Source organism: Enterococcus sp. DIV1283b (assembly GCF_051710965.1).
Taxonomy (GTDB): domain Bacteria; phylum Bacillota; class Bacilli; order Lactobacillales; family Enterococcaceae; genus Enterococcus_B; species Enterococcus_B lactis.
The window spans coordinates 243887-255683 of the sequence record NZ_JBIOLR010000001.1 but is presented as its reverse complement, the minus strand read 5'-3'; the positions used below and the strand labels follow the sequence as shown (position 1 = coordinate 255683).

At 41.1% G+C, this 11797-nt stretch carries 12 protein-coding genes; 2 read left to right on the top strand and 10 right to left on the bottom strand.

From position 1 onward, the window contains the following. Position 1 precedes the first annotated feature (1 nt). Together IGJ53_RS01245 and fni are read left to right on the top strand one after the other, a co-directional pair. Positions 2-1087: a phosphomevalonate kinase gene (locus IGJ53_RS01245; RefSeq protein ID WP_002374276.1), complete on the top strand. Its 1086-nt coding sequence runs from the start codon at positions 2-4 to the stop codon at positions 1085-1087. Next, on the top strand, positions 1084-2139 hold the full coding sequence (gene fni / locus IGJ53_RS01240; RefSeq protein WP_002374275.1) for a type 2 isopentenyl-diphosphate Delta-isomerase: 1056 nt from the start codon (positions 1084-1086) through the stop codon (positions 2137-2139). Before IGJ53_RS01245 ends, fni begins: the two co-directional genes overlap by 4 nt. Positions 2140-2255: 116 nt before the next feature. On the opposite strand, the gene IGJ53_RS01235 is transcribed toward fni, so the two are convergent. The 10 genes from IGJ53_RS01235 to rhaB all read right to left on the bottom strand — a co-directional run bounded on the left by IGJ53_RS01235 (position 2256) and on the right by rhaB (position 11698). Further along, positions 2256-3059: a gluconate 5-dehydrogenase gene (locus tag IGJ53_RS01235; protein ID WP_259742046.1), complete on the bottom strand. Its 804-nt coding sequence runs from the start codon at positions 3057-3059 to the stop codon at positions 2256-2258. Positions 3060-3078: 19 nt separating this feature from the next. Beyond that, positions 3079-3921, bottom strand: a complete 843-nt coding sequence (gene kduI, locus IGJ53_RS01230) for a 5-dehydro-4-deoxy-D-glucuronate isomerase (protein WP_002288239.1) — start codon at positions 3919-3921, stop codon at positions 3079-3081. A gap of 15 nt (positions 3922-3936) precedes the next feature. Further along, positions 3937-4944 carry a PfkB family carbohydrate kinase gene (locus IGJ53_RS01225; RefSeq protein WP_438749365.1) on the bottom strand — a complete coding sequence of 336 codons (1008 nt, stop codon included), beginning with the start codon at positions 4942-4944 and terminating at the stop codon, positions 3937-3939. Positions 4945-4950: 6 nt separating this feature from the next. Then, positions 4951-5595 carry a bifunctional 4-hydroxy-2-oxoglutarate aldolase/2-dehydro-3-deoxy-phosphogluconate aldolase gene (locus tag IGJ53_RS01220; protein WP_002288242.1) on the bottom strand — a complete coding sequence of 215 codons (645 nt, stop codon included), beginning with the start codon at positions 5593-5595 and terminating at the stop codon, positions 4951-4953. A 99-nt stretch (positions 5596-5694) separates the two neighbouring features. Next, positions 5695-6453 (bottom strand): IclR family transcriptional regulator, encoded by a 759-nt coding sequence (locus IGJ53_RS01215; RefSeq protein ID WP_002293373.1) that lies wholly within the window; start codon positions 6451-6453, stop codon positions 5695-5697. A 126-nt stretch (positions 6454-6579) separates the two neighbouring features. Beyond that, positions 6580-7731 carry a lactaldehyde reductase gene (gene fucO / locus IGJ53_RS01210; protein WP_002374262.1) on the bottom strand — a complete coding sequence of 384 codons (1152 nt, stop codon included), beginning with the start codon at positions 7729-7731 and terminating at the stop codon, positions 6580-6582. Positions 7732-7812: 81 nt separating this feature from the next. Continuing rightward, positions 7813-8124, bottom strand: a complete 312-nt coding sequence (gene rhaM / locus IGJ53_RS01205; protein WP_002293379.1) for an L-rhamnose mutarotase — start codon at positions 8122-8124, stop codon at positions 7813-7815. A 1-nt stretch (position 8125) separates the two neighbouring features. Beyond that, positions 8126-8971, bottom strand: coding sequence for a rhamnulose-1-phosphate aldolase (gene rhaD, locus IGJ53_RS01200; RefSeq protein ID WP_259742047.1), 846 nt, complete (start codon positions 8969-8971; stop codon positions 8126-8128). Positions 8972-8984: 13 nt separating this feature from the next. Further along, complete coding sequence (gene rhaA / locus IGJ53_RS01195; protein WP_010731794.1) at positions 8985-10241, bottom strand: L-rhamnose isomerase; 1257 nt, start codon at positions 10239-10241, stop codon at positions 8985-8987. Beyond that, a complete protein-coding gene (rhaB, locus tag IGJ53_RS01190) occupies positions 10238-11698 on the bottom strand; it encodes a rhamnulokinase (protein WP_259742048.1) in 1461 nt (486 codons plus the stop codon). The genes rhaA and rhaB overlap by 4 nt, the downstream gene beginning before the upstream one ends. Between the last annotated feature and the right edge of the window lie 99 nt (positions 11699-11797).

The following is an 11797-nucleotide window of genomic DNA, read 5'->3' as shown; positions in this document are numbered from 1 at the left end:
TATGATTGAAGTATCTGCACCAGGCAAACTCTATATTGCCGGAGAATATGCAGTTGTTGAAACAGGTCATCCGGCAGTTATCGCTGCAGTCGATCAATTCGTGACAGTCACTGTAGAGTCCGCACGAAAAGTCGGAAGTATCCAATCTGCACAATATAGTGGGATGCCTGTACGTTGGACAAGACGTAACGGGGAATTAGTTTTAGATATTCGGGAAAATCCTTTTCATTATATCCTTGCCGCTATTCGATTGACTGAAAAGTATGCACAAGAAAAAAACATTCTTTTATCCTTTTATGATCTGAAAGTAACAAGCGAGCTAGACAGTTCAAATGGTCGGAAATACGGATTAGGTTCTAGCGGCGCCGTTACTGTTGCAACGGTCAAAGCCTTGAATGTTTTTTACGCATTGAATTTATCTCAGCTAGAGATTTTCAAGATTGCAGCACTAGCCAATTTAGCAGTTCAAGATAATGGTTCTTGCGGCGACATCGCTGCTAGCTGTTATGGTGGCTGGATCGCCTTCTCAACCTTCGACCATCCTTGGCTTCAAGAACAAGAAACTCAGCATTCCATCAGTGAGTTACTTGCCATGGATTGGCCAGGTCTCTCAATTGAGCCATTGATTGCTCCTGAAGATCTACGTTTATTGATTGGTTGGACGGGTAGCCCTGCCTCTACTTCTGATTTGGTTGATCAAGTTCACCGTTCGAGAGAAGATAAAATGGTGGCTTATCAGCTTTTCTTAAAAAACAGTACAGAATGCGTCAACGAAATGATCAAAGGGTTTAAAGAAGATAATGTTACGTTGATCCAACAGATGATTCGAAAAAACCGACAATTACTGCATGATTTATCGGCTATCACCGGGGTTGTTATCGAAACGCCTGCTTTGAATAAATTATGTAATTTAGCTGAACAGTATGAAGGGGCTGCAAAGTCTTCTGGTGCAGGTGGTGGGGATTGCGGCATCGTGATCGTTGATCAGAAATCTGGCATCCTTCCTTTAATGAGTGCATGGGAAAAAGCAGAGATCACCCCCCTACCGTTACATGTCTATAGCGATCAAAGAAAGGAAAACCGATGAATCGAAAAGATGAACATGTTTCACTAGCTAAAGCCTTTCATGATAAGCAAAAAAATGAATTTGATTTCGTACGGGTCATTCATAACCCTTTGCCGCAAACAGCAGTTGCTGATGTCGATCTAAGCACACAGGCAGCTGGGTTTACACTAAGCAGCCCGTTTTATATCAATGCGATGACTGGCGGAAGCGAAAAAACAAAAAAAATCAATCAAGACCTTGCAATCGTCGCAAGAGAAGCAGATTTGATGATTGCCACTGGTTCAGTCAGCGCTGCCTTGAAGGACCCTTCTTTAGCCGATACTTATACAATTATGCGACAAGAATATCCTCACGGGAAAATCATTGCCAACATCGGTGCAGGAACTTCTGTCGAAAGAGCCCAAGAAGCTATTCGATTGTTTCACGCAGATGCCTTACAGATTCATTTGAATGCACCTCAAGAGTTGGTCATGCCTGAGGGAGACCGTGATTTTACTAACTGGAAAGCACTTATCCAAGAGATTCAAACAGCCATTGACGTTCCCCTTATCGTAAAAGAAGTCGGGTTTGGCATGACAAGAGAAACGATCAATGATTTAGCTTCTTTAGGGGTTCATACAGTTGATATCAGCGGTCGAAGTGGGACAAGTTTTACCCAGATTGAAAACGCCCGTCGCTCCAAGCGGGAACTGAATTATCTAGCTGATTGGGGACAATCGACAGTCGCCTCATTGCTTGAAGCAAATGAAGCAGACACTTCTATGGAAATCCTAGCCTCCGGAGGTATCCGCAATGCCTATGACATATTTAAAGCCCTTTGTCTCGGCGCAAAGGCAGTGGGCACTTCAGGAACTGTATTGACTCATCTGATGAATCATGGCGTAGAAGAAACCATTATGCTGATGAAACAATGGCAAGAGGAACTTCGTCTGCTTTATACCATGGTCGGCGCAACGAATACCGCGACCCTCCACCAACAATCTCTCATCTTTTCCGGTCCAGTGAAGGATTGGTGTGAAGCAAGAGGAATCGACTTAGTGAAGTATGGAAGACGCACAGAAAAAGGAGTATGACTGATTTACGTCATACTCCTTTTTTTGGATAAATGATATTTAATCAGCTGTCCTTCGGTATTCGTTCAAGCTGCTGATTTCATGACCTCTCCACTAAACAGTGTACTAAACCTCGTTTAAGGTTGTTTTCCGATATAGGCAAGTATGCCTCCGTCTACATACAAGACATGCCCATTAACGAAATCCGATGCGCTAGAAGCCAAGAAGACAGATGGTCCAGCCAAATCGATTGGCTCGCCCCAACGTGCTGCTGGCGTACGTCCAACGATAAATTGGTCGAATGGATGACGTTCTCCGTTTTCTTGTGTTTCGCGTAATGGAGCAGTTTGCGGTGTAGCAATATAACCTGGTCCAATTCCATTACATTGGATATTGTATTGACCGTATTCAGAAGCGATGTTTTTCGTCAGCATTTTTAATCCGCCTTTTGCCGCAGCATAAGCACTGACTGTTTCGCGTCCTAATTCACTCATCATGGAACAGATATTGATGATTTTACCGCCGCCTTTTTCGATCATATCTGGAATAACTGCTTTTGAAACGATAAATGGAGCATTTAAATCCACGTCAATTACTTGACGGAAGTCAGCCGCATCCATTTCGATCATCGGTGTCCGTTTGATGATCCCTGCATTATTGACTAAAATATCAACTGAACCTACATCTTCTTTGATTTGCTGAACTATTGCTTGAACCGCTTCTTCATCGGTTACATCACAGACATAACCTTTTGCATCGATGCCCGCTTCTTTATAATGCGCTATACCTTCATCAACTGATTCTTGATTCAAGTTATTAAATACGATTTTTGCTCCTGCTGTAGCTAAAGAGCGTGCAATCTCAAATCCAATACCATAGACAGCACCGGTGACTAATGCTACTTTTCCATCTAAACGAAACATATCCATATTAAATTCCATCATTTTCTCTCCCTTATGCTTATTTTAATTGATCCATTTGCACCATATCCATGTCTGTATAGGTGATGTTTTCTCCGCACATTGCCCAGATGAATGAGTAATTGCTTGTACCTACACCTGAATGAATCGACCAGCTTGGTGAAATAATGGCTTGTTCATTGTCTACGACTAAATGTTTTGTTTCATCTGGTTTGCCCATCATGTGGAACACACGTGTATCTTCATTGGCATAATCAAAGTAGACATAAGCTTCCATACGACGTTCATGTGTATGACAAGGCATCGTATTCCAAGCACTTCCTGGTTCTAAAATCGTATAACCCATTTGTAATTGACAGCTTTCGCATACATTTGGATGGATGTATTGATAGATTTTACGTTCATTCAATGTCAGACCTTCACCAGTTTCCATTGGTTTTACTTGGTCGATACTGATTTTTACATTTGGATATTTATGATGAGCTGGAACAGAACTAATATAGAATTTAGCTGGATTTTCAGCATCTTGAGAAGAAAATACGACATGTCGTGTTTCTTTTCCGATATAATAGCCGTCTTGTTTTTTCATTTCTTCTTTTTGCCCATCGATTTCGATGAATCCTGGTCCACCGATATTGATCACACCTAGTTCACGGCGTTCTAAGAAGTAATCAACACCTAGTTCTTTGTCTAATGTGATTTCTAATTCTTTTTCAGTAGGTGTCACGCCACCAAAGATCATTCGATCGTTGTGCGTATAAGTCAAACTGATTTTTCCTGGTTCAAATACCTTTTCTACTAAAAACTCTTTTCTCAATTGTTCCGTTGAATAATGACGGATATCTTCTGGACTGTGTGTATAACGTGTTTCCATTTCTTGCATTTTCTTCTACTCCTTCTATCGAATGATTTTTCCAGAGCCGCATGCTAAAAATTGTGCGACTTCTTCTTGACTGAATTGGTTGCAGTCCCCATGGATCGTATGCTTCAAGGCAGAAGCTGCCGTAGCAAAATCAATGATTTCTTGCGGGGGCATATTGGATAAAATCCCATGGAGCACGCCACCTGCAAAAGCATCTCCGCCACCTACTCGATCCACGATCGGGGTGATTCTATGGACTTGGGATTCCACATATTCATGGTTCATCCACAATGTCCCCTTCAATTCATTTTCACTTGCTGAATGAACGGTACGTTTGGTCGAATAAAACACCTGGATATTCGGGAACTTTTCCTGCATTTTTTGATAATAATAAATTAGAGGTTGTTCTTCTGCTTCTGGTGCTTTCTCGATACCTAACAAATAAAGAGCATCCATTTTTCCAGCTGAACAGATATCTACTAAAGGTAAAAGCTGATGGATTACTTCGCTGGCTTCTTGCTGTGTCCATAATTTCCCGCGATAGTTGATATCGAAGCTGATCAGGCAGCCGGCTTTTTTTGCAGCTTCTATCACTTGTTTCGTCATTTTTTGCCATTTTTTAGACAAAGCTGGGGTGATTCCTGAAACATGAAATATATCTATTCCTTGGAATAACTCCTCTAGCGACCATTCCAAATGATCCATTTCAGCAAAGCTTGATCCGGCACGATCATAGATCACTGAGGCGGCGCGTTCGCCACTACCAGTTTCCATATAATAAGTACCTAGTCTTGGTCCACCAAATAATACCTGTTTTGTATCTACTCCATAACATTGCAAGTGCTTTTTGACTGCTTTTCCCAATGCGTTATCAGGTACTTTGGTAGCAAAAACCGCGTCATGTCCGTAATTAGCTAAAGAAATTGCTACGTTTGCTTCCCCTCCGCCATAATGGGCAGCGAATCGTTCACTTGAATCGATGCGGGTTCCCTGTTCTGTGGACAATCGCAACATGATTTCTCCGAGTGTCACTACTTTTCCCATAAGCAGTTACCTCTTGATTTCTTTCATTTTTGCTGCATACTGTTGCGCGACTTCTGTTACTTTGTCAAAATCTCCTGTAGCTGCAGGTGCTAAAAGGTTCCCACCTACTCCGACTGTTACGACACCAGCATCGAACCACTCTTTCATATTGTCCAGACTCACACCACCAGTTGGCATGATATTGACTTGAGGCATCGGTGCCTTGAAGGCAGAAATGATACTTGGTCCATAAGCGCTTCCAGGAAATAGTTTGACGATATCTACCCCGCTTTTCAGCGCTGTTTTGATCTCGGTAATAGTCATACATCCTGGTAAGTAAGGAATTTGATACAGATTGCACATCTCTGCCGTTTCTTGATCAAAGGAAGGGCTAACAATATACTCTGCGCCAGCTAAGATAGCCAAGCGAGCTGTGACAGCGTCTAATACTGTGCCTGCGCCAATCACTATTTCTGGTTGGTCTTTGTAGAATGACAAAAGTTCTTTGATTACTTGATCCGCTTGAGGGACTGTAAAAGTCAACTCAATACCAGTTAGACCACCTTTGATGATTGCGTGGCAAGCATTCAAAGCTTCTTCTTTACTTTTTCCGCGTACCACCGCAATCACTCCGGCGTTTTTCAATCGAGATAAAATATCAATTTTTTTCATCTTCTCCACCTATTTCCTATTTAGAAATTTTATTTTATAACTTGGAAATCTATACCCATATTATACGGCAGAAAAGAAAAAATGCAAACGCTTTTTTCATTATTTTTGAATTCTTTGCTCGATTTCGCTTTTTGTTTGCTTGAGGGCACTGATTATTTGTTCTTTTGTCTCATCTGTTAAACGATATTTCGGCATACTTACACTAAATGCACCAATGATTTGTTCGTTTTTCACGATTGAGGCTCCTATACAAAAAATATCACGTTCGATTTCTTCATCGTCAAATGCAACGTGGGTTTCTTTTACCGTTTGGATTTCCTTTTTCAAACGCAAGGCATTGGTAATCGTGTACTCTGTGTAAGGAATCAACGGATGTTTTTCAAGATAATCAGTGTACTGCTCTTCACTGAATTCTGCTAATACGGCTTTACCCATCGCAGAATTGTATAATGGTCGGGTGATTCCGATTTTTGAAGACATACGGATCGTTTGATGTTTTGGATCTAGTTTGTTCACGTACAAAATCTCATTGTTGTCCAATACCCCTAAGTGGATAGTCTCATCGATTTTTTGCTGCAACTGTTCTAAAAACGGTAAAGTCAGTTCTACCAAATCGATTTGTTCAATGTTTTTATTCGCGTAGCGAATAAGCTTTGCACCTAAACGATAATTTTTCTCTGAATTTTTATTTACATAGCCGATCATCAGTAAAGTATCTAGTATTTTCAAGACTGTAGAAGAAGTCATTCCCACACCCTTTGCGATCGTCTGCAAAGAGATGTCTGGATTTTCTGCTAAATAGTCTAGTATTTTAGAAGCTTTGATCAATACAGTTCCATAAGGTTTTTTATTTTCCATATAATATTCTCCTATTTCTTTATAAGAAAAATTATAGCGGAAATACCATCAATTTAAAAGAGATAACCGGATACAAACTGCTATTTCTCTTTATAGGCAACTCAAAGTTAAAGATCCGCTTCGTTTTTACATCAAGCTTTGATATAAGGCAATGATTTCTTCTACTGTCGTTTCTCTTGGATTTCCTGGTGTACATACATCTCGCAGAGCATCTTCTGCAATTGCTGGGATATCCGCTTCTTTTACACCTAACTCAGAAATGGTTGCTGGGATCCCAACCGCTTTGCTTAACCGGTCGATCTCACCGCAAGCTGCATCTCTTACATCTTCTAAAGACATTTCAGATGCACCTTTGAGCCCTAGTACAAGAGCGATTTCACGGTATTTTTCTCCAGTATATTCTTTGTTATATTTCATGATCGTTGGCAAGAGCGCTGCACACGCTACACCATGCGGGATGTTGTACCATGCACTTAACGGATGAGCCATCCCATGTACCAGTCCTAAACCTACATTTGAGAAGCCCATTCCTGCAATATATTGTCCTAATGCCATTTTTTCTCGTCCATTTTGATCACCCTCTACAGAAGCTTCCAAAGAATGACCAATGATTTCAATTGCTTTCAAATGCAGCATATCAGTCATTTCCCAAGCGCCTTTTGTGATCAACCCTTCGATAGCATGCGTCATAGCATCCATCCCTGTTGACGCAGCCAATTTTTTTGGCATTCCCATCATCATGTCACTGTCGATGAACGCGACGATTGGGATATCATGAGGATCGACACAGACGAATTTTCGGTGATTTGCTTCATCTGTGATGACGTAGTTGATCGTTACCTCAGCTGCTGTCCCAGAAGTCGTTGGTACAGCTAAGATAGGTAAACATGGATTTTTTGTATCAGCAACGCCTTCTAAGCTGATGACATCTGAAAACTCTGGATTCGTCAAAATAATCCCAATGGCTTTTGCCGTATCGATTGGCGAACCTCCACCGATTGCGATCAAACAGTCTGCCTCTGCCTCTTTAACAAAAGCCACTCCGTCTTTTACGTTTTGGATCGTTGGGTTAGGCACGATCCCGTCGTATAAAACATAATCGATTGCTGCATTATCCAAAAGCTCTGTTACTTTTGTCGCTATACCATGTTCGATCAATCCTTTATCAGTAATGACAGCTGCTTTGCTGAATCCTCGCTGCTGAAATTCGGGAACGATTGACTCAATCGCTCCTTTTCCAAAATACGATGTTTCATTTAAAATCATTCGATTACTCATTTTCTATTCCTCCTAATTTGTATTATTTTTCACAATAAAAACGAAAGAACTTCAAGCAACCGGTTGCCCAGTTGCTTGTTGTTACAGTTCAAAGACTGGCGTCAATTCACGGCTGACTGGGGAGGCATCTGGATTTGTTTCCATGATATCTTCCATGTATTTCCACCATTTTTGATTGATCGGTGTATTCGCCATTTTTCCCCATAACTCTTCATCTTCGACCACTAAGTAACCAAATAATAAACTTGTACTCGGATCAAGATAGATCGAATAGTCAATAACCCCATGTTCACGAAGCGCTGTGCGCATCTCTGGCCAAAGTTCATCATGTCTTTTTTTGTATTCTTCTTGTTTTTCTGGGTAAACTTTCATGCAAAAGGCTTTTTTCACCATGTCAGACACCTGCTTTCGTATGAACTTCCTCCAAATAACCTGCTTTCGGAGTAACACCAAACGCATCTGCTAAGCGCCACAAATTCCCATCTGTGATTGTTTGCAAGATTGGTCCTTGCGCTTTGACGTACGTATAGACTTCTGCTGCCTTTTCTGCTGTCTCGATCAAACCAAAGACTTCATCCATGTCTTTTCCTGACCCGTAGATTCCATGTTGCGGCCATAAAACCAATCGAGTTTTTTTCATTTTTTCAGCTGTTGCTTCCCCAATCTCATTTGTTCCCGGAACCATCCACGGAATGATGGAAATCCCTTCTGGAAAAACAACTAGGCATTCCGTGCACATTTGCCACAGCGTACGACTAAAGGAACGCTCGTCTAATTCATGCGTAAAGCTCATCGCTAATAAATGGCTAGCATGGCAATGCATAACGATCCGATTATCTGGGTCTACTTCTAAACGGGCGATATGACTCATGAAATGACTTGGCAACTCGCTTGTAGGAAGGCAGTCATTTTCTAACCCCCACAAAAGCTCTAATGTTTTGCCATCCTCGGCAACTCGAACGATTCCAAGGTTTTCGGCAGGTTCGCTCGCTACATTTTTAAAATATCTTCCTGAACCAGTTACAATAAAATAGCATCCTGCTAAACGGCTGGCATCAAAAATCATCGAGATGCGGCGGGTCACTTTTTCAGGATCCAAGAACGGTGTGATTTCTTCTTCTTTGAGTAAATAAGAAATATTCCCGCCATTTCGTTCATCCCATCCCAAGCGATAAAGATTCGATGTCGTTTCAATCATTTCTTTCACATAAGGCGCTTGTAAAATATCTATTTTTTTCAATATAGCCACACTCCTATTTTCTTAATCCCAACACGTCTTTTTGATATTCTTGGACTTCTTCCAGCCAATCCAAACCAACTGGAACTTGATTTTTGTAACAGAAATAATTCCATACATCGGCATACGGGAAATCTTTCAATTCTTCCGTGTAAGCCATTCTTGAAGTAAAGTCAAAAGCCAGCTCCATTTCTTTCAATCGCTCAACTGGTTCCAGCATAGCTTTCATCAATGCTTTTTGTGTATTTCTCGTACCAATGACCCAAGCAGCGATACGATTGATCGTTGCATCAAAGAAATCCAGACCGATATTCGTTTTTTCCAGTAATTCGTTACGGACTAATTCTTTAGCAATTTCCTGCAATTCATCATCCATCAAAACGACATGATCTGAATCCCAACGAACTGGACGAGAAACGTGCAACATGATTCCTTTGCTGAATAACGCTAAGGAAGACAATTTATTGGAAATCACTTCTGTTGGATGAAAATGTCCAGCATCTAGACAAACAAGTTTGTCACGAGTCAACCCGTAACCCATATAAAATTCATGGGAACCGACTGTATAAGCTTCAGCGCCTAAACCAAATAGTTTGCTTTCTACTGCATCTTGTACATACCGTTCATCTAACTCTTCTGTAAAAATTTCATCGAGCGATTCCATCAAACGTTTCCGTGGGGTAAAACGGTCGATTGGATTGTCTTTCATCCCATCAGGTACCCAAAAGTTATTGATACATGTTTGTCCAGTTTCTTTTCCAAAGTATTCTGCGATTTTGCGGCTTCTTTTCCCGTGTTCGATCCAGTATTCACGAACTTCTTTATCTGGGTGAGCTAATGTAAAGCCGTCTTTCATCATTGGATGCGAAAAGAAAGTCGGGTTGAAATCAAGACCGATCTCTTCTTTTTTTGCCCACTCTACCCATTTCTCAAAATGCTTCGGCTCAATCTTATTGAGATCGACCGCTTCTTCTGTGTCCAAATAGATAGCATGAAGATTCAATTTATGTTTGCCCGGTATCAACGAATATGCCTTCTCCAAATCTTGTCTAAGCTCTTCGGGTGTCCGTGCAGCTCCTGGGAAATTTCCTGTTGCCATGATTCCGCCAGTCAATTCGCCATCCGGTGTCAAGAAACCTTTGACATCGTCTCCTTGCCAGCAATGCATAGAAATTTTGATGTTCTGCATCTTTTCTAGTACAGCATCTGTATCTACACCGATAGTTGCATATTTTTCTTTTGCTTGTTCGTAATTTCTTTCAATCGTGTTCATACGATTACTCCTTTGATTTTATTCACGTACCATTCCATCGTGTTTTGCTTATTTTCATCTGGGTAAAAAGTTTCACATGGAAACGACTGTTTGATTACATTTCTTGCTTGTTCTATATTCGAAAACTGACCTGTACTGAGCATTTGCATGGCAACATTCCCGATTGCTGTGGCTTCACTAGGACCTGCTTCTACAATGATTCCGGCATAATCTGCTGTCAATTGATTCAGTAAGCGATTATTCGATCCGCCCCCTACGATGTGCAGTTTTTCCAATTTCGTTCCAGTCAAGTGTTCTACTTTGATCAGCTCTTGTGCGTAACAAAGAGCAAGATTATCATACACACAACGAGCGATAGCTCCCGGTGAGACAGGGACTGGCTGCTCTGTTTCAAAACAGTATTGCTGAATCTCTTCTATCATATTTTTAGGATTCAAAAATCGAGGGTCATTGATTTCCATCACTTGTTGCAGCGGCTTTTCTTTTGTAGCAAGTTCTGCCAATTCCGCGTAACTGTATTCGTACTCCTGCATTCGAGCAACTTCCTGGATCAACCACATCCCCATGATGTTTTTCAAGAAACGCACCGTATTATGAGCGCCCCATTCATTCGTGTAATTCTCAGAAAAAGCGGCGCGAGAAACATTGGCGATCTTTGTTTCCATCCCTAAAAGTGACCATGTCCCGCTGCTGATATAGCCCCACTGTTCTCCTTGCCCTGGTGTGCCTAATACAGCTGACGCCGTATCATGACTTGCTACTGTGATAAAGGTCACATCTGGCAAATCATATTTTGAGAATTTTTCTTTTTGCAAATCTCCTAGTATCGTTCCCGGCTCTGTCAATGGAGGAAATAATTCTTTCGAGACACCAACTTTTTCAAGAAGTTCTGTTTCCCACTCTTTTGTTCCTGCATTCAGCAGCTGCATAGTAGACGCATTGGTTTTCTCCGTCACCATATTGCCAGTAAAGACGTAGCCTAAATAATCAGGAATCAATAATAATTTATGTGCTTTTGCCAAATGGTCTTTTTCTTCGACAAACAATTGGAATAAGGTATTGAAAGGCTGGATCTGAATCCCTGTTTGCTCATACAACTTATCTAGAGAATAGCTTTCAGAAAACTGTTTTACTGCTTCATCGGTACGATCGTCCCGATAAGCGATCGGATCATTCATCCGTTCCCCTTGTTCGTCAATCAAACAGTAATCGACTGCCCATGTATCGATCCCTGCAAAACAGCGATCGATCCCTGTTTTCTTTAATTTTTCAAATCCAATCAAAATCTCTTCGATAAGATAATCGATCTTCCAGCGGTCATGACCGTCTTTGTTCTGAAAGCCGTTCTTGAATCGGTGTACTTCTTCCAAGACTAAAGAACCTTCATCATTCCTCATACTTTTCATTAGTCGTCCGCTTGACGCACCGATATCAATGGCAACAAATGTCGGATTCATTTCTCCACCTCTTTTACTTTATTGTTGATTAACACTTCATTAATAAAGCGTTATCATTTATTAACAATGCTATCATATTACATAAACTTATATTTTGCT

Bases quoted from the DNA above. Each gene is read 5' to 3' on its own strand.
- rhaA (WP_010731794.1), bottom strand. From the start codon at position 10,241: ATGAACACGATTGAAAGAAATTACGAACAAGCAAAAGAAAAATATGCA.
- IGJ53_RS01235 (WP_259742046.1), bottom strand. From the start codon at position 3,059: ATGGAATTTAATATGGATATGTTTCGTTTAGATGGAAAAGTAGCATTA.
- fni (WP_002374275.1), top strand. From the start codon at position 1,084: ATGAATCGAAAAGATGAACATGTTTCACTAGCTAAAGCCTTTCATGAT.
- rhaB (WP_259742048.1), bottom strand. From the start codon at position 11,698: ATGAATCCGACATTTGTTGCCATTGATATCGGTGCGTCAAGCGGACGA.
- rhaM (WP_002293379.1), bottom strand. From the start codon at position 8,124: ATGGTGAAAAAAGCCTTTTGCATGAAAGTTTACCCAGAAAAACAAGAA.
- IGJ53_RS01220 (WP_002288242.1), bottom strand. From the start codon at position 5,595: ATGAAAAAAATTGATATTTTATCTCGATTGAAAAACGCCGGAGTGATT.
- IGJ53_RS01245 (WP_002374276.1), top strand. From the start codon at position 2: ATGATTGAAGTATCTGCACCAGGCAAACTCTATATTGCCGGAGAATAT.
- fucO (WP_002374262.1), bottom strand. From the start codon at position 7,731: ATGAGTAATCGAATGATTTTAAATGAAACATCGTATTTTGGAAAAGGA.
- IGJ53_RS01215 (WP_002293373.1), bottom strand. From the start codon at position 6,453: ATGGAAAATAAAAAACCTTATGGAACTGTATTGATCAAAGCTTCTAAA.
- kduI (WP_002288239.1), bottom strand. From the start codon at position 3,921: ATGCAAGAAATGGAAACACGTTATACACACAGTCCAGAAGATATCCGT.
- IGJ53_RS01225 (WP_438749365.1), bottom strand. From the start codon at position 4,944: ATGGGAAAAGTAGTGACACTCGGAGAAATCATGTTGCGATTGTCCACA.